The organism is Campylobacter sp. CFSAN093238 (assembly GCF_012898015.1).
Lineage (GTDB): Bacteria > Campylobacterota > Campylobacteria > Campylobacterales > Campylobacteraceae > Campylobacter_D > Campylobacter_D jejuni.
In genome coordinates, this window is sequence record NZ_CP040611.1 from 1453493 (window position 1) to 1473380 (window position 19888).

The window sequence follows — 19888 nt, forward strand, 5'->3', positions numbered from 1 at the left end:
TTCCTTAGTTTTATATTTTTTTAGCACTCCAACAACGAGTGGTATATTTTATGCTAAATTCCTTAGGAAGTCTTTGTGAAATTTTATTACTAATTTTATTAAAAAGTTCATTTCCTTCATCAGTCTCCAAATCCCAGTAAGGATTTTTAACACTCTTCCATGCATTAATATAATTTTCAATGCTTTGATGAAAATAAAAATCCTCTTCAATATAAACAATATTATCAAAAAGATCCTTTCGACTCTCTATAATTGGTCTTTGATCTTCTCTTCTTGTTCCCCTTGTATAATTTGGTACAAATTCTACAATAGTATCTTCAGCTATTTTTTGCACAGGATCGTTTAAATCCCTGTGATTCCACATACAAGAAAAATATCCCTCTGATTTTAATAAGCGATGCGCTTCCTCTAAGGCTTCATTTCTATCCATTACATTAAAACTACTACCAAAAGTCACCCAATCAAATTCACTATTTTGGAGTGTTGAGTTTAAGCCTGTTGCTCTAACCCAGTCAATCTTTTGATCCTTGGTTCTTTCCATCCCGATCTCACGCATCGCATCATTTGGTTCTACAGATACTACCTTACATCCTCTTTCTAAAAGCATAATGCTTAAATTTCCAGTTCCTGCACCGATATCAGCGACTTTAATATCTTTTTTTCCAACTAAGCTAATAAGCATATCTATAGTTTTTGGAGCATAATTTGGTCTATAGCTATAAAATTTAGCATGCTTGGTATAATCCCACACTTGTTCTACTAGTTTTTGCATTTTATTTCCTTTTTTCATCTTTGACAAGCTTGATGAAAAAAGGAAATATTTTATGCTTTTCTAGCTGTCCATGCTCTTATTTTATAAGGAATCTCTATACTTTGCATATGAGAAATTTTAGCTTCTATCATCTCTAAAATTTCCTTCCATCTTTTTTCACCTGCTTGTGCTTGTATATCATTTACAGAATGCCAAGCTCCAAGATAACGCTCTTTATCCCAAAACTCTTTATAGTCACACTCCATAAAAAAGCAGTCTGTGAAATCTCCTGTTGAAACAAGAATTTCTTCCCATTTTTTAACATTTTGAGTGCCACTGCTTACACGAGCAAGATCTGGAACAATATGTTTAATCTCCTTTTCAATTTCATCAAAAACCGAACCCTCTACAATGTGGCGAGGATTCCAAATCGCAGTAAAATACCCCCCCCCTATCAATATACGATTAAATTCTGGGAGAGATTTTTTAGGATCTGTCCAATGGAAAGAACTAGCCATGATGACCCAATCAGCTTGATTATTGCTCATGCAGGTTTCTTCGCCACTCCCTTTATGCCAAGAAATATTTGATAAATTTTGTGTAAATTTTTGCCCTTCTTCGCGCATATTATCGTTTGGTTCCACAGCACTAATTTGGCATCCAAACATTTCTCCCAACATCTTAGTAAGTTTTCCAGTTCCAGCTCCTACTTCAACAATATTTAAATCTTTAAAATTTTTATTTTTATCATTGATACAAGCTACAAGTTTTTCAAGTAAAAACGGACTATAAGCAGGTCTATTGTGATAATGTTTTGCAACTTTTGTAAAATCCCCTTGTTTCATATTGATTCCTTTCTCTAATTTTAAACACAATTATATCTTTTTTTTATTAATTTACAAATCTTTCTCCTAAATATTACCATCCAACTCCTTGCACATTTGTTCAAATTCTTGATAGTATTTCCAAGAAGCTACTATATCTGGACGATGTTGTTTAATATACCCTATCTCATAATCAATCTTATCTTTAAAAACCCTTGCTGGTATTTTTCTATTTAATAAAAATAAAATAATATCCTGCTCAGAAATTTGTCTACTCCTCTCAATAGCTATCCTATCTTCTATTAAGTTAAACAATTTAAATACAAATCTTTTTATATCATCAGTGTAGTTAATAAAATTCTTATAATCTTCCAAAGATACAAGACATTTTAAATCTATATCATGATTTTCTAAAACGAAACTTGTAACATCAATCAAATCACTTCTTTTATTATACTTTCCATAATAAAACCAAGAAGTGACTAAACAAATTTTAATATTTGCAATTTCAATATTGACAGGAAAAAACCACGAAAAAATTCCAGCTATAGGAAATTCCTTATGATTAGCAACTAAACCTTCAATGCAAAAACAATATTTCTCTCCAAGAAACTGAAAAGTATTTATAACTTGTTTTGGATAAATATCATTAAAATTAAGCAAATATAATTTTTCTTTACAAGTATTATCGATAATAGCACTATAAGCAAAAATGGTATTATCATATAACCATTTATCACATAAAGTATTTAAATTGGGCTTATTGGATCCAAAAAAATATATCCATTGATTCAAAAAACAATTTATACTATTTTGATCATTTGGTTTAATTGTAAGAGATTCTCTTGAATATAAATAGCTTATATGATTTAACATTGTTTTTTGAATCGAAATAGGATCTCTAACCAATAATACCGTATCTTTATAATTGCAAGATAAAGATACTATATGCCCCATATCTTCGCTATTTAATCCTTGGTAATAATTATTTAAACAAATAGCCTTAAAAAATGATCTAGTTAATTGATTATATAAATTTTTGTAATATACTTTAGGATTTTCATCAAAGCCATAAGCAACTGATACTTCACACATATTAAAATAAGTTATAAGTGCAGCATGGCCAGATCCATATGAGAATGATATCACAAACTCATACCTATCTGGTAAAGGCAAATTCATTTCCCAAGCAAGTTCAGCAGGTATGTTATGATAATTAATTTCTTCGTTTTCATCATTTAATTTTTTAGGATCAAGTAGTGAAGGATAAGGATGGTTTTCTTTTTTATATCTTTCTTTAAAATCATCTGACAATAACCATTTTTCTATAAGATCAAAATTTTGTATAAAATAATTAAAATTGTGAAAGATATTATCTGATATTACTTTATAATCTTGATGAATTTTTAATATATTTTTTATTCTTGGAAATTCTTTTAGGAATAATTGTTTATTATCTTGAATGGCTTTTAAAGATTCACTATTTAATTCTTTAAATTGTTTTAGAATTTCTCTAAAAATTTGAAATTCTTTATTTGCTTTTTTAATATTATTTTTTAATTTAAATCCAGCTCCTTTATACCAATTCTGATAAGACTTGATTAAAACTTCACCTATCATGTAAGATAAATGGAATTTACATCTTAAAGCTTCATTATAATCAGGACACGTTTCTAAGTTTGGATATTTAAGTTGGGGAAAGACTTGTATGGTTTGTTGATAAATTTTTTGTCCTTGTTTATGTTGTTTTTTGATTTTATAGAGTTTTTTAAATAATGCTATATACCCCCCCCCGTTATGTCTATGTTCTATCACAGTTTGACCTAGTTTATAAGCAAGATGATTTTTTACTCTTTCTATAGCTGAATTCATATGGGGGGGGGGGATCTCCTTTAAAAAATAAATTAATACAAAAACGAGAAATAATTATATATAATTATTGATTAAAAAATTATAAAGATGGGTTTTGATTATTCTCATCTAACTCTTTACACATTCTTTCAAATTCTTGGTAGTATTTCCAAGAAGCTACTATATCCGGACGATGTTGCTTGATATGTTGCAACTCATAATCAAAAAGTTCTTTTAATTTAATAGTTTTTTCTTTCTTTTCCTCTGTAAATAAAAATTTTAAATACTGACTAGGAGTTATTTTTCTAGATCTTTCAATGCCAACTTGTTTTTGAAATTCTTGTATAAATTTTTTTAAAAAAGTGTTCATTTTTTTTAATTCTTTCTCATCATTAATTAACAAAGCATAACAATCAGATTTAACAAAAATTTTAAAATCTAACACATCATAATCATATGATACAAGATCAGTTATTTCGCTATAGTTTTCCCAAACTTTATCATTAAGCAATACTGAAGCATGAGTTGAAATAAAAAAACTAAATCTACTTGACACAATTTCTAGACCATTAAAATACCAAGAATATCCAAAATTAATATTTTTAATTTGATCATTAATGTTTAAACTGATATTTAAAAAATTAAAAATTTTAATAAAAGTGTTTACAATATTTATTGATTGCAATTCATTCATATCAATATATAAGATATCCTTTAATTTCAAGAGATCTACAACCGAATATTCAAAATAACATGCTCTCAAACCCATATTTTTAGAAAAAATAAAATTTTTCTGAGCCTCTAAACTATTAACATATTTATATAAATTTAATTTTCCATCTAAATTTGAATCAATGCTAATTTTCATTGAAAAATTTGGGTTTCTAATTTTAGCATTAATATAAGTTTCTAAAATACAAATAGGATCTCGAGTGAAATAAATACATTTGGATTTTTTAGCTATCATTAATAAATATTTATCACATCCTTCAAATCCATAATCAAATATATCTAAAAAAAATATTTTTTTAGATAAAAAAGTTACATAAGCTTGATAATATCGGAATTTACCTTCGGCCTCATGGTTTAAATAACTAGGATTATGATATCCTAAAAATTTTAAAATTGCCAACACGCTCTTCATTCCGACACCATGACTACCAAAAATCACAAACTCATACCTATCCGGTAAGGGCAAATTCATCTCCCAAGCAAGTTCAGCAGGTATATTTTTATAATTAATTTTTTCGTTTTCATCATTTAGTTTCTTGGGATCAAGTAAAGAAGGATAAGGATGACTTCCTTTTTTATATCTTTCATTAAAATCATCTGATAACAACCATTCTTCTATAAGATCAAAATTTTGTATAAAATAATTAAAGTTGTGAAAGATATTATCTAGTATTGCTTTATAGTCTTGATGAATTTTTAATATATTTTTTATTCTTGGAAATTCTTTTAGGAATAGTTGTTTATTATTTATCAATCCTTCAAGAATGCTAGAGTTAATCTGATCAAATTCTTTAAAAATTTCTCTAAAAATTTGAAATTCTTTATTTGCTTTTTTAATATCATTTTTTAGTTTAAATCCACTTCCTTTATGCCAAGTTTTATCAGCCTTGATTAAAACTTCACCCAGCATATAGGACAAATGAAATTTATATCTTAAAGCTTGTTCATAATCACCACATGTTTCTAAACTTGGATATTTGAGCTGAGGAAAGATTTGTATAGTTTGTTGATAAATTTTTTGTTCTTTTTTATGTTGTTTTTTGATTTTATAGAGTTTTTTAAATAATGCTATATACCCCCCCCCATTGTTTGTAAAGTCAATCATAGCTTGACCTAGTTTATAAGCAAGATGATTTTTTACTCTTTCTATAGCTGAGTTTGGGTTATACATAGGGTTTCTCCTTTAAAAATAGCTTTGGTTGCTTGTAAAATTATAATAATCCTCAGGCACGCCAATATCTATAAAATAATCATCAAAAATACAAGCTCTAGCCTTTAGCTTTTTATAATTTTCTTGTAAAAACTCTTCAAAAGAAAATTTTTCCTGCAAAGCAAAATCATTAAAAATATCTTTAGTTAAAAGATAAATTCCACCATTGATTAAACCTTGCTTTTTAAATACCTTTTCCTCAAAGGAAATCACAAGCCCATGCTTATCAATATTTATCATGCCGTATCTATCAAAATCATTCATTTGTTTTAAAGCGAGGCAAATTTTACTTCTATTTAGCTTTAATTTACTTAAATCTATGTCAAAAAAAGTATCGCCATTTAAAACATAAGCCTCGTTTTTTATAAATTTCAAAGCCTCTTTTATGGCTCCGCCTGTTCCTAGAGGCTCTTTTTCGATACTGTATTTTATTTTTATACCTAAAAACTCATCTTTAAAATACTCTTTTATCACTTCATATTTGTATGATACTGCTAAGATAATCTCTTTTATGCCTTGTTTTTTAAGATACTCAAAAATAAATTCTAAAAAAGGTTTATTATTTATCGGTGCCATAGGCTTTGGAATGTCCTTTATAACACTTTTAAGTCTTGTTCCTAAGCCGCCACAAAGTATTATTGCTTGCAAAAAAAACCTTTACCGAAAAGCTCTTCTTCGACAATAGCACAAATAATATGTCCTATTAAAATATGTGCTTCTTGAATTCTTGGCGTGCAAGTTGAAGGCACTTTTATACAATAATCACAAAGTTCATTCATCGCTCCACCACTAACTCCGCTTAAGCCTATACTTATGATTTCTTTTTGTTTGCAAAGCTCTAAAGCTTTTAAGATATTTTTACTATTTCCGCTTGTTGAAATGCCTATAAAAACATCTCCTTTAACACCTTGAGCTTGCACTTGTCTAGCAAATAAATTTTCATAACCATAATCATTCCCGATAGCTGTTAAAATACTTGTATCTGTCGTAAGTGCGATACTTGCAATACCGGGCCTATCAAAATAAAACCTACTTACAAATTCCCCTGCAATATGCTGTGCATCTGCTGCGCTACCACCGTTTCCTGCTAATAAAGTTTTGTTACCATTTTTATAAGCTTTTATGACTTCTAATGAAGCATTTTTAATAAGAGTTATCAAATTCTCATCTTTTAAAATTTGCTCTTTTACTAAAATTGATTCTTGAAAATGTTCTTTTATATATGAATTTATAACTTCCATGATTTTTATTTACCCTTTGAAAATTTGAAACATTCGATCCCTTTTGCAGTTCTTATAACATCTCCTTGAAAATATTTCTTCCTTATAAAATCTAGAATTTCATTTTCATATGCATATACTTCATGAGATGGTATAGCCATAATTAAACAATCCAATTTTTCTAAACTTTTCCGATCTGGATAGTTTATTAAAATATTTGAATTAACCATATATTTACCAACTTTATCTCTATTAATTTCGAAAGCACAAACAATTTTCAATAAATTTTTATAATTCAAATGATTGATTAATGTATGCCCTTGCACACCAGCGCCATAAATACCTATATTCTTATACCGAGATAAAACATCATTTATATATTTTATTTCAATATCAAAACTATCTTTTATGTTATTATAGAAAACAAATGGTTCTTGATATTTCCTAATTTGTTTTTTTAAAAAAAATAAACCTATGTGTTGTTCATCAAAATATTTCACTTTTTCAATAAGTTTACACCCTAAATGATTCATAATATTTACTAAAGTAGCCTCTTGATAATAACCACAATGATCATGATAAATATCAATAAATCTTTTATATCTTAAAATATCATGTGCATTCGGAACCTCCAAGTAAATCATACCATTTTCATCTAAATACTCTACAATATCTTTTAAAAAAATTTTAGGGTTATCAATGTGTTCTAATAAATGTCTAAATACTATAAAATTAATTTTATTATCAACCTGCTCATCTAAAAATTTCTTACTAAAAAATCCTTGTATATGTTTCATATTTTTCGTTTTGTCATAATTTGAACTTGATTTAGAAGGATCTATAGTATAAATAAAACTAACTTCTCTAGATAATGCTAAAGCAAGATCACCTCTGCCTGGTGCAATTTCCAAAAAAATATCAGTATTTTTGGCGTATTTCATTATAGTATTTTTAATTTCTATTATATGTTTATTCAAACGAGAGGTAAAATTTTTTGTTTGATAATATCCAGCACTCGAATACATTTTCTGCATCTCATTTTTATTAAAAGCAAGATTTTCTATATAACCACATTTGTCGCACTGCGATAATTTTATACTCCCCCCCCCCTAGCATAATTATGTAAATGCATGCTAGGTTTTTCTTGTAAATTTTCAGCAGAAATAAAAATATTATTGGCTTTAAATATAATATTCTCATGATATACTTGGCCGCATAAACTACATTTTTGTAAATTATTCATATTCTCCATGATTTAACCCCCTCTTTTGTAAATGAAAAATCTTGCACATAACCTTGCTCTTTGCTTAAAGCTTTGATTAGGTTGTATTTTTTAGTAGGATCTACAAAGAAAAACATAAATCCACCTGCTCCTGCTCCACTAGTTTTGCCACTATAAGCTCCATTATCTATAGCTAGTTTATAAATTCTTTCAAGCTCATCATTGCTAACGATTTCTGAAATGATTTTTTTTGACTGCCAAGACTTGCCTAAAATTTTCGCCAAAGTATCAAAATCCGCCTTAAATAAAGCTTCTTTCATCTTTATAGCATCTTGTTTTATAGCGTGCATAGCTTCAAGGGATTTTTCATCTCCGAGCTTTCCTTTTTTATGCTCTTCTATATCTTTTGCTTCTCTTGTGATATTTGTAAAATAAAGCACAATTCTAGCTTCAAGCTCACTAGCTATCCAGTTTTTAATACGCAAAGGATTAACGATTACTCTTTTATTATCATAAAATTCCATAAAATTAAAGCCACCAAAAGTTGCGGCGTATTGATCTTGTGCTCCGCCTACTATGCCTAAATCTTCTCTTTCTATCTCATAAGCAAGCTTAGCGATTTCATATTCTCCTAAAGGTAGATTAAGCCATTCTGCAAAGGCTTTTATAACCCCTACAACCAAAGTTGAGCTTCCGCCCAAACCACTACCACTTGGTACATCTGAGTATGTATGCAAAGAAAAACTTAAAGGTTTTTTTGTAAAATCTTTTACAATGCGATTATAAATACTTTTAAAAATATCTAATTTTCCATCATCTCCTAAGAATTCTTTACTTTCGTACTCAGAGTAAGAATTTGTATCAGGAGAATCAAAAATGATCTTTCCATCTTCTCTTTCGATCAAAGTGCAATGTATGTATAAAGATATAGTCGCATTTAAAACATAACCTGTGTATTTATCACAATATAAATTTATATCAGTTCCTCCGCCTGCTAGACCGAGACGAAGAGGAGTTTGTGTGCGTATGGTTTTCATCGAATTACTACTTATTTTGCTATAATTTATTATAAAAATTATAGCAAAATATACTTAACTTCTATTAATATCACTTAAACATTTGCAAAGCGATTAACTTTCATCATTTTAAATGCTCTTAAAAGTTCTTCAATGCCATCTTCTAAAGTATTATCTGGTTTCCAACCTGTAGCCTCTAATTTAGCATTTGAAACCAAATAATCTCTTTTATCCGGATCTTCACCTATACTAGCTGAATGGATATAAAAATCAGGAACATACTTTTTAATCGTTTCAGCAAGCTGTCTTTTAGTCAAATTTGCAGAACTTAATCCCATATTATAAGCCTGACCCTTCATCTTATCATAATTCTCAATTCCATGAATAAATCCTTTAACCACATCACGAACATGAATATAATTGCGTCTAAAATGCTCTTCAAAAAGCACTATAAATTTATCTTTATATGCACGATAGGTAAAATCATTAACAAGTAAATCAAGTCTCATTCTAGGTGAAATTCCAAAAACAGTAGCCAAACGAAAAGTTACACAATTTCCTTTATCAAGCAAATATTGCTCCGCATGCACTTTATCAATCCCATATTCTGAGATAGGACGCAAGGGAGATTCTTCAGTGCACATTGCATCTTTTTCTCCTATACCATAACCGCTATTTGTATTGGGATAAATAAATATTTGAGAAGGACTTGCAAAATCGCTTATCATTTTTACAGCTTCATAATTGATCATTTTGGCTAATTTTGGATTTCTTTTGCAAAGTGGAGCTCCAACCAAAGCAGCTAGGGGAATAATAATATCAGCTTTTGCTACCTCTTGTCTAATAAGATTTTCATCCATAGCATCACCATTTATAAAAGTAAAATTTTTATTATGAGAACAAGATAAAAGAGAGATTTGATCAAACATCAAATTATCAATCACACAAACTTCATAACCTTTTTCAAGTAAAATCGGTGTTAAAACCGAACCTATATAACCTGCACCACCTGTAATTAAAACTTTTTTTGACATATTTTTCCTTTAAATCGATGGTTTTATCGATTTAAAGGAATTCTGCCTCTCTTAATTTCATTTCTCCAATGATTTAGCAAATCTTTAAGCATTTGTCTAACAGGAATTTCAGCTTTCCAATCGATAAAACTCTTTATTTTACCATTATCAAACATTTGATAGTCAGCATCAATAGGACGCATCCTATCTTCAACTTGTCTTACCTCAATACCCCCCCCCATATCACTAAAATTTAGCAATATATCTATAACTTCAGGAAGTTTAAAGGCTTCTTCTCCTGCTATATTAAAAGCTTCCCCACAAGGAACTTTTCCTTTTTCACTTTCAAGAGAAAGTAGATAATAAGCCCTTATAGCATCTCTGGCATCTTGAAAAGTTCTTACGCTTGAGAGATTTCCAACCTTGATAACAGGCTCTTGATAACCCGCTTCAATTAAAGCAATTTGTTTTGCAACTGTGCTTTCAAAAAACACATCAGAACGTCTTGGGCCACTATGTGTTCCCATTCTTGTAACAAAAGTGCGAATGTTATAAGCTTCGCCATAAAATCTTCCCAAATAATCAGTGCCAATTTTGCTTATACTGTAAGGACTTGCACCGTGAAAAGCTGTTTCTTCATTAAGCTTAACACCTGCTTTTGCTTTACCATAAACTTCACTTGAAGAGCAAATATGCACTACAGGGTCATATCCATCTTTTGCCTTTAAAATTCTAATGTTTTCCAAAATATTTGCTGTGCCTATTATGTTAGTCTGTAAAGTTTCTATAGGTATATCAAAAGAAGTTTTTGGATAAGACTGAGCTGCTAGGTGAAAAATCACATCAGGCCTTTGACTCTCAAAAAGTTTTTGAAGACTAGAGTAATCATTTAAATCTGCATAAAAAATACTGATTCTATCTTTTTTATTGATCCTATCACTTAAATGATAGATATTATCCATAGGTTCTTGCCAACGCATCATACCTATAACATCATAGTCTGTGTTTTCTAGCAAGAAATCTGCCATTTGAGAACCAACTTGCCCTGTAAATCCTGTAATTAATGCTGTTTTTTTCATGATTTTTCCTATTGTCTTATATTTTGCTCTTTTAAATACCATTCATACATCATCTTAATGCCATCTTCAAGCTTGATTTTTGCCTTCCAGCCTAAATTTTGCAATCTTGAACTGTCTAACATTCTATCCATTGTAGAATCTGGTTTTGAATTGTTAAACACAATTTCACCCTTAAATCCAACAATATTTTTAATCAAAAAAGCAAGTTCTTTGATACTTAAAAATTCCCCACTTCCTACATTAAGATGCGGTTCATTAGATGAAACAATATTTTTAAAATCTATATTTTTCATCACATAAATAGAAGCATCAGCTAAATCTTTTGCATGAATAAATTCCCTAATTACACTACCACCACCCCAAATTTCTACGCTATCTTTACTTACACCAAATTTTTGTAAATATTCCATTGCTTGCTCTAAGGAATTCATTTGCAAATCCTTTAAAACCTCATCAATTTTATTTTCATCTAAAAGTTTTGCTAAATGAAATTTGCGAAGCAAAGCTGGTAAAACTTTTGCTTTTTGTAAATCAAACTCGGTTGTCTCTCCATACAAATTTGCAAGATACAAAGTGATAAAATTTGTTCCATATTGCAAATTATAACTTTCGCACATTTTTGTTCCTATAATTTTTGGTAAACCATATGCAACGGCTTTTAAATCTAGCTTTCCATCTAATAAATTCTCTTCTTTAATGGGATTTATAGCTTTTTGAGGGTAAGCCCAAGCAGAACCATAAAAAATTAGCTTTTTAACATTATTTTGATAAGATGAATGAATGATATTTGCTTGAAGTACGCTATTTTCATAGATTACATCGGCTGGAGTAAAAAGCCCTAAAGTATCAAGCTTGGCAGCACATAAAAAAACATATTCTGGTTTTTCTTTTGCAAAAAAATCAGTCACAGCTTTTTGATCTACTAAATCTAATTCTTTTCTTGTTTTTACGATAATATTATTAAAACCCTCATCTATAAGTGTATTATAAAGAGTTTTTCCTAAGGTACCACCATGTCCTGCTATGTAAATTTTGGAATTTTTTTGCATTATTTATCCTTACTCATAGCTAAAATATCACGCTCCGAAAGAATAGGATTATTAGTAGGCCAATCTATGCCTATTCTTTCATCATTCCATGCATAAGTAAATTGATCAGGAGCATCCATATACTCTCCTAAATAAGCACATTTATAATAATAAACTGCAGTTTCACTACTAACATAATGAGCATTTCCAAAACCCGCTGGAACTAAGATAATTTTTTGATTATCTTGATTTATGATGAATCTTTCATGCTTTAAATAAGTTGGGGAATCTTTTCTGCAATCAACCACAACTTGATGCACTTCTCCATAGACACAAGTGGCTAACTTATAAGTTTTTACATCACCATGGATACCGCGAATAACATTATGTTTAGAATGTATGAATTTATCGTGTATAAATTTTAATCCATTTGGCAAGAGTTTATCTACAGCCTCGCTTGTAAAAGCTGTCCAAATTTCACCTCTTAAATCTCTAAATTTGTTAGGAGTTATGATATACACTCCTTTTAAAATTTTTGATTCTTGTATATCAAATTCTATTGCCATTATTTTCCTTTTTTGTATTTAAAATTCTTATAAAGCATGTATATTTTATAAGGCAAAATAAAATAAGCTCCTTTATACCAAGACTGGTGAGCTTGAATCATTATTTTACCTATATTATAAGATAAATAGTGCTCAATTCTTTTTGCATTGCTATAATCATAACATTGTTCAAATGATGGAATATTAATATTAAAATTTTGAATAAATAATTCTATTTTTTTCTTCTCCTTCTTATATCGACTTAAAAAAAATAAAACATCTATTATATTACTTTTAGTAAAAATATTTAAAAACACTTGTCCTAATTTATATTGCAAAGTACCCTTTAATCTAAGTTCTCCATTATAACATAAATTATATTTTATTTTATCAATCAATTTCAATAAAAGCGTATTGTTATGTTTCATACTTATTAACTCATCTAGATATTGCAAGGCACAATACACATCACCCTTATAAATACTAATATATGCTGCAACAAATTTTATATAAAAAAAATTATTTTTAGATTGATTTAAATATTTTTTATAATAATCACAGAAAACATTCAAAGAATTATCACATAAAGTTTTTAAAAAACAATCATATCTATTATTTAAAATTATTTTTAAATAACGATTTATAAGTTCATGTTGATAAGTTTGAAATAAGTTATCTATTATATAGATCCTATAAGCATCATTATCTCTATCAAAATAAAGTGCTTTTTTCAAAATTTCCAAGCATATATTTAAAGGCATTTTCAATTTTAAAGATAAAGTATATTGATAAAAGAGAGATCTAGCTATTTGCAAATCATTTAATCCCAAAGAAAATAAATTCCTTTGAATTATATCAAATCGTTCTTGTACGTTAAATATATCTTCATACGCAATCAATATATCTTTCCCAGAAATCATCATAGCAGCTCTAGAAAAGGCTGATACTTTAGGAGAATAAATAGCATAAGCTTTAGACATTAAATTTATCTCAAAAAAAACTCTTTGAAGTGAAGAAAAAGTCTGATTTATAAATTCATCAACGGTAAAAATTTTATTTTTAGGTAAAATTTTATTCTCAATAATATAGTTTAATAATTTCATATTTGATTTAACATCCTGCCCAAAAATAATAATTTTTACATTTGCATTAGTATGTCTTTTAATAATTTCTAATGCAATTTCATAAGGGAAAAATCTTTCTTCTAAAACTTTGCGACCAGCATGCTTTCTCAAACTAGAATATACGATATCTCCACCCCTGATATGCAAAGCAATAAAATTATTAATTTTTTCATTAATCACATTAACATTATCAAAAATTTGCTGATAATCAGAAGAAAAAATAAATTTATTATTATAAATATCTCGAACTATACATAGAAATTCTTCTTTTTTACAATCTTTCAACCAATAATACGGAGGAATATCAGTTGAATACCATCCCCATTCATTCTCAAAAGGAGGAGATTTAATTTCATCAAAAGTTCTAATCTTGGAATGTAACTTAAAACCATGATTTTTTTGTATTTTATAATCAGTTATATAATACTTCTTGAGAAAAAAATAAGAAAAAATAGAAGAAACATTTTCCATATCATTAGCAAAATAATATATATCTTCAGATATTTTTGTTCTAATATCAAACCTATCCAAATCAATAGAATTATCCCATACAAAACCAAAATTAAATCCTAGTTTTTCAGCCAAATACATACCTATAAGCATGCTCGATAATCTCATTCCAAATCCATCTGGTTTTGCAGATATAATATAAGGCTTTTCTCCAAGTTGTAATGTAAATTTTTTCTTTCCCATAGTTAAAACCTAATTCTTAGTTTTAAATTCATATTTTAATTTTTTAATCTTAAACCACAATTTGATATACCCCCCCCCATACCATTTTTTATTAGCTTCAATTAAAGCAAGTCCTAATTTATAAGTGAAGCATCTTTTTTCTTTTAAAGCTTCATTATAATCAGGATAAGTTTCTAATGGAGGTAAGGTTGATTCTGGGTTTAATTTAATTTTATGTTTATAATTTTTTTGCTCTTGTTTATATAGTATAACAATACTTAATAAAATATACGGTAAAAATATATAACCTAAAAAATTTTTAGAATTTATTATCATTGCTTGGCCTAATCTATATGGAAGTTGGTTTTGAATCCTTTGTTTAGCTGTTGAAAAAGTTTTAAAATGATTGAGTTGTTGAGTTAGTGAGGAGATTTGTTGGTTTAGTGAAGTTATTATTATATTTTTATCAATAATCTCTTGATTTAAATAATAAAAATTCTTTTGAAATATTTCACACATAAACACCTTAGATGTAATATCTTTAATCTCTTCGTCATCTTTATAATAAGAATATAACTTTAAAGAATTTTCAATATCACCAATATAAAATGCTATATAACTTGCAATTAAAGAAATGTAAGGATAATTTTTATTTGCAAATTTAAGATAATTTCTCCATTCCATCTCAAATTCCATTTTATAAAATTTAGAAAACAATAATTCTATAAATCCATATTTTTTTTCAAAAAAAATATTTTTAATTTCACATTCGGCTTTAACAACATCAAGTTCAAATAGTAAATCAATTATTTTAATCTTAAACGAGAGATTTTTTGGATCATATCTAAAACCCTTTCTTAAAATTTTTATTAAACATTCCTTATCTTTATCTATATTTCGTCCAATAACATATAAATACATACAACTTGCTGCTTTATAACTTCTATTAGTTTTTACGCTTCTTAAATTATCGCTTAAAATCTGATATTGTTCATCATATGTAAAGGTATCTAAAATTGCCTCTTGCTTCTTACATTCTCCTAAAAATCCAGCTAATATCCTAAAAGTAGACCATTGAGAACCATAGATATATCTTGATTTAGATAATAGTTGAAAATTAAAAAAAATATTTTCTTCTATAGATAAATATTTCGGGGTCAAATCTTTAGAAAAATAAAGATTTTCTAAATTATACTGATTATAGATAAGATTTTTTTTAATCATTTCAACAGCTTCATCATCATCTGAAAATACGATAATTTTAATTTTTTGACCTAAAAGCATTTTAATCAATTGTGTTACCAACTCCAAAGGATATAAATAAGTCCATAAGCTACTCATTATGAACAATCTATGTTCTCCATTAACAATATCTCCACCTCTTATATGTATAGCCACAAAATGATTATTCAATTTATGATAAATATTCTCAACAATATTTTTTATATTTAAATACTTGTAGGAAAATTGTAATTTATTCCAAATTTGTCGTAGTTTATATTGATATTCTTGTATATCAATATCAAAAATTAATTCATAAAGCGGAATACAACATGTAACCAAATGACCATAATCTTCATAAAAAGGTAATTTTTGAATATTTTTTAAAGACAAGGGGCCTAAACAGTTATCATAACTATGAGTTTGTGGCAAACGACTACAAGTATAAGAGTGATTTTGAATAAAATTTTTATCAAATATATTTTCCTCAGAATCAATAGTTATATATTTTTTAGAAATCATGCCACCAACATCATCAAATCTTGGCCATACAAAACCGAATTTAAATCCAGTTTTTTTTGCAATATACATAGCATTTAAAAAAGCCCATATTCTTGAAGCAAATCCATCTGGTCTGTTGGATACAATCAAGCCTAAAAATTTTGTTACTAGAATTTTCATATTAGATCTTGTAATGTAAAAATTATCTTTATAATTCAATTTAATATATTTAAAATATATTGGGATATTTATTTCAATAATAATTTTTAAATCTTTATCAATATAATATTTATACTCTATTTTTTTCCATTCTATGGAATTTATAGAAATCAAAACAATAAGCTTCTTAATATCAAAATCAACCCTTTCTAACACAAGATATCTTAAACAGTATTTCTTTTTAGAATAAATTAATAATTGTGAAGTTTGTTCGCTTGCAAAATATTTTAATCCAAAAGACTTCATGGCTAAATAATTTGTTATATCAATTAAATCATTTTTTTTATAAAACATCTTTTATCTTTTATCTTTTTTTATTTTCCTATAAAGAATAAAAGCTCTATAGGGCAACAATAATAAATAACCTTTATACCAACCTTTAAAACTTTCAATAATTAACTTTCCAAGTTGATAAGACAAATAATTTCTAATGCTACAACTTTGATTATAATCATCCAATTTTTCTATCTCAAATAAGAACGATTTGAAATATGCTTTTTCATTTTTAGATTCCCAAAGAAAATATTTTATAATAATTGGAATTTCAACAAAATCTTTTAAATTTTTACATTCCAATAGAATTTTACCCAACTTGTAACTTAAATGATTTTTTACAATTAATACGGCACTATTTGATATAAGATCTTTTTTTTGATAGCAAGAAAAAAAACATTGTGTATCAACTTCTAAATCATTAAAATATTTTTGATAATTTTTATACATCTTATACATTCTAACAAATTCTCCATAATGATAATTTAACCATATGCCAACATAATTTATCATGGGATATATCTTTGTGGATCGAAAAGAAATAAAACAATCCTCTTGTTCTTTATAAATTCTCATAGATTTAGAGATAATAAAAGTTTGAAGTAAATTATTTAATTTATTACTATCAAGCAATACTTTCAAAAAAGTTTCTATAGCTTCAAGATCGCCAAGTAAAAAACAACAATATATGTAATGAATACCCCAAGCATCATTATCCTGATCTAACTCCATAGCTTTTTTAATATAGTTCAGAGATAAGTCAAGTGTTAAATTTAAAATTCTAGAAAGCTTATATAATTGAAAATAAGCCATAGAATCATATAAACTATCTAAACCTAATAGTCCTAAATTACTTTTAATTATTTGATACTGTTGCTTCAAGGAAAATATTTCGTGGTAAGAAATAATATTTTTCCTGCCTGCAATCATCATTGCGCATTGAGAGAATGCTGATTTTTGAGCCTGAATACCTGGTGTATAAATCTTTAATGCATGAGACATCAAATTCATTTCAAAGAATGTTCGTTCAAAAATATTAAAAGTCTGATTTATAAATTCATCAACGGTAAAAATTTTATTTTTAGGTAAAATTTTATTCTCAATAATATAGTTTAATAATTTCATATTTGATTTAACATCCTGCCCAAAAATAATAATTTTTACATTTGCATTAGTATGTCTTTTAATAATTTCTAATGCAATTTCATAAGGGAAAACCTTATCGCCTACAAAATCTTGCAAAGACCACTTTTTATAATAATCTCCATAAATGATATCAGCACCTCTAATATGTAGCGCTATAAAATCTTCACCAAATGTTTTAACTAAATTAATTACTTGATTTATAATATATCTTAAATTCTCTTTAAAATCTAAATTATAAAATATTCTTTTTAAATCAATCAAGCATTCAATCTCATTACAATTTAAAATCCAATTTGAAGGTAATCCACCTTCTATTCCAGCTGAATACCATCCCCATTCATTCTCAAAAGGAGGAGATTTAATTTCATCAAAAGTTCTAATCTTGGAATGTAACTTAAAACCATGATTTTTTTTAATATTAAAGTCATCTAAACTATATTTTTTTATAAAGTTAAAATTAAAAATATTCTCTTTTTTTTCTAAATTTATTCCAATAAATTTTTCATTAACACCAAGAATACTTTCATCTTGAGTTTCAGTGATATTATCCCATACAAAACCAAAATTAAATCCTAGTTTTTCAGCCAAATACATACCTATAAGCATGCTCGATAATCTCATTCCAAATCCATCTGGTTTTGCAGATATAATATAAGGCTTTTCTCCAAGTTGTAATGTAAATTTTTTCTTTCCCATAGTTAAAACCTAATTCTTAGTTTTAAATTCATATTTTAATTTTTTAATCTTAAACCACAATTTGATATACCCCCCCCATACCATTTTTTATTAGCTTCAATTAAAGCAAGTCCTAATTTATAAGTGAAGCATCTTTTTTCTTTTAAAGCTTCATTATAATCAGGATAAGTTTCTAATGGAGGTAAGGTTGATTCTGGGTTTAATTTAATTTTATGTTTATAATTTTTTTGCTCTTGTTTATATAGTATAACAATACTTAATAAAATATACGGTAAAAATATATAACCTAAAAAATTTTTAGAATTTATTATCATTGCTTGGCCTAATCTATATGGAAGTTGGTTTTGAATCCTTTGTTTAGCTGTTGAAAAAGTTTTAAAATGATTGAGTTGTTGAGTTAGTGAGGAAATCTGAATCGAAATATTAGATGTAGAATTTAAATATTCCTCCAAAATTTCCTTAATAAAAACCACATCTGGAAATAAATGAGAAAAATTATATTCTTGCTTAATTACTGTTTCCTTAATATCATCTACAGCTACTTGTATTTTTCCCTCATCTTTATAAAGCATTAAGTTAACCAAGTCGTAATAATCAACATGGTTATTTACATCACTCAAAGAAATTATTGTATGGTTATCAATTAATATATTATCATAAATACAAGTAAAACTATTATAATGTGAAGATGTGCCACAAATAAATTTCCCTTGATTATTCCGTATCATTATACTAGATAAGGTATTTTCATATTGTTTCCATGTTTTTAAACCTTTTTTTCCATGAGTCCAAGAATGAGTAGCCAATATCTTATAACCTATTAAAAAAGTAGGAAAAAGATATTTATCTATTTCTGTAATTCTATAACAATACTCATTATGAAATAAATCAGATACAATAAATTCTTTCATCTTATTTTCTATTTTAAAATCATTTTTAGGAGAGCAAATTTTAAAATCTAAATCTATGGATGAAGGAAGAGAAAATTTAAATAAAGAAAAATTTTCATTTGCTATATTTTTACCAAATTCATACATAATTCTTTGTAATTGATGTCTAGCATCAGGCATCATGGTCATATAAAAATCCATAACATTATTCTTCAAATAAACCGATTGAACATCAACACAATTAAATCCATATTGGTTGCAACACATTCTATGGGCATTGTTAATAGTTTCAACTACATTATAATCACTATGTTTTTCTAAAAGTGGAAGCAATAAAACTAAAAATTTTTTATTTAATTTAGATAATTCATTGTATGTTAAAAAAATATTTCTGAGTATTAAGTGAATTTTTCCATAGAGATCTATACCATGTATCATATCTATAATATTTGATTCCAAAATAACTAAATCTGCCTTATTTACTATATCTTTGTTTTTTTCTCTTAAGGTGCAATATAAAGAAAATATTATAGATGCTCCACCCAAAGATAAATTCGTTAATTCAACATTATCTTGATTTAATCCAGCCCTCAATCCATTAAAAAGCATTGAGTTACTAGCACCAATCAGTACAATTTTTTTCTTTCCCATAGTT

At 27.2% G+C, this 19888-nt stretch carries 17 protein-coding genes; all 17 read right to left on the reverse strand.

What is annotated here, in order from left to right; all coding sequences use genetic code 11:
* Positions 1–10: 10 nt before the first annotated feature.
* Positions 11–772 (reverse strand): class I SAM-dependent methyltransferase, encoded by a 762-nt coding sequence (locus tag FBF21_RS07445; RefSeq protein ID WP_002913983.1) that lies wholly within the window; start codon positions 770–772, stop codon positions 11–13.
* A gap of 50 nt (positions 773–822) precedes the next feature.
* Positions 823–1596, reverse strand: coding sequence for a class I SAM-dependent methyltransferase (locus FBF21_RS07450; protein ID WP_052949014.1), 774 nt, complete (start codon positions 1594–1596; stop codon positions 823–825).
* A 66-nt stretch (positions 1597–1662) separates the two neighbouring features.
* Positions 1663–3447: a DUF2972 domain-containing protein gene (locus FBF21_RS07455; protein WP_052949013.1), complete on the reverse strand. Its 1785-nt coding sequence runs from the start codon at positions 3445–3447 to the stop codon at positions 1663–1665.
* 79 nt (positions 3448–3526) lie between these two features.
* Positions 3527–5329, reverse strand: coding sequence for a DUF2972 domain-containing protein (locus FBF21_RS07460; RefSeq protein ID WP_052814078.1), 1803 nt, complete (start codon positions 5327–5329; stop codon positions 3527–3529).
* Between the two features lie 12 nt (positions 5330–5341).
* Positions 5342–6016 (reverse strand): nucleotidyltransferase family protein, encoded by a 675-nt coding sequence (locus FBF21_RS07465; RefSeq protein ID WP_002876465.1) that lies wholly within the window; start codon positions 6014–6016, stop codon positions 5342–5344.
* A complete protein-coding gene (gene gmhA2 / locus FBF21_RS07470; protein WP_002876464.1) occupies positions 6004–6609 on the reverse strand; it encodes a D-sedoheptulose 7-phosphate isomerase in 606 nt (201 codons plus the stop codon). The genes FBF21_RS07465 and gmhA2 overlap by 13 nt, the downstream gene beginning before the upstream one ends.
* A 5-nt stretch (positions 6610–6614) precedes the next feature.
* On the reverse strand, positions 6615–7613 hold the full coding sequence (locus FBF21_RS07475) for a class I SAM-dependent methyltransferase (RefSeq protein WP_002909367.1): 999 nt from the start codon (positions 7611–7613) through the stop codon (positions 6615–6617).
* Positions 7614–7681: 68 nt separating this feature from the next.
* The gene (locus tag FBF21_RS09085) at positions 7682–7831 is read right to left on the reverse strand and encodes a hypothetical protein (protein ID WP_002909366.1); all 150 of its coding nucleotides are present in this window, start codon (positions 7829–7831) and stop codon (positions 7682–7684) included.
* On the reverse strand, positions 7828–8847 hold the full coding sequence (gene hddA, locus FBF21_RS07480; protein ID WP_002876275.1) for a D-glycero-D-manno-heptose 7-phosphate kinase: 1020 nt from the start codon (positions 8845–8847) through the stop codon (positions 7828–7830). Before hddA ends, FBF21_RS09085 begins: the two co-directional genes overlap by 4 nt.
* A 74-nt stretch (positions 8848–8921) precedes the next feature.
* On the reverse strand, positions 8922–9860 hold the full coding sequence (locus FBF21_RS07485) for an NAD-dependent epimerase/dehydratase (protein ID WP_002860369.1): 939 nt from the start codon (positions 9858–9860) through the stop codon (positions 8922–8924).
* A 23-nt stretch (positions 9861–9883) separates the two neighbouring features.
* Positions 9884–10918 (reverse strand): GDP-mannose 4,6-dehydratase, encoded by a 1035-nt coding sequence (locus tag FBF21_RS07490; protein ID WP_002876274.1) that lies wholly within the window; start codon positions 10916–10918, stop codon positions 9884–9886.
* Positions 10919–10926: 8 nt separating this feature from the next.
* On the reverse strand, positions 10927–11967 hold the full coding sequence (locus FBF21_RS07495) for an NAD-dependent epimerase/dehydratase family protein (protein ID WP_002876273.1): 1041 nt from the start codon (positions 11965–11967) through the stop codon (positions 10927–10929).
* Positions 11967–12512, reverse strand: coding sequence for a dTDP-4-dehydrorhamnose 3,5-epimerase family protein (locus FBF21_RS07500; RefSeq protein ID WP_002871486.1), 546 nt, complete (start codon positions 12510–12512; stop codon positions 11967–11969). Before FBF21_RS07500 ends, FBF21_RS07495 begins: the two co-directional genes overlap by 1 nt.
* Positions 12512–14308: a hypothetical protein gene (locus FBF21_RS07505; RefSeq protein WP_052778632.1), complete on the reverse strand. Its 1797-nt coding sequence runs from the start codon at positions 14306–14308 to the stop codon at positions 12512–12514. The genes FBF21_RS07500 and FBF21_RS07505 overlap by 1 nt, the downstream gene beginning before the upstream one ends.
* Positions 14309–14317: 9 nt before the next feature.
* Positions 14318–16522 carry a hypothetical protein gene (locus FBF21_RS09305; protein WP_069176614.1) on the reverse strand — a complete coding sequence of 735 codons (2205 nt, stop codon included), beginning with the start codon at positions 16520–16522 and terminating at the stop codon, positions 14318–14320.
* Positions 16523–16525: 3 nt separating this feature from the next.
* Positions 16526–18343 carry a hypothetical protein gene (locus FBF21_RS07515; protein ID WP_052778630.1) on the reverse strand — a complete coding sequence of 606 codons (1818 nt, stop codon included), beginning with the start codon at positions 18341–18343 and terminating at the stop codon, positions 16526–16528.
* Positions 18344–18378: 35 nt separating this feature from the next.
* A complete protein-coding gene (locus FBF21_RS07520; protein ID WP_168985466.1) occupies positions 18379–19884 on the reverse strand; it encodes a hypothetical protein in 1506 nt (501 codons plus the stop codon).
* Between the last annotated feature and the right edge of the window lie 4 nt (positions 19885–19888).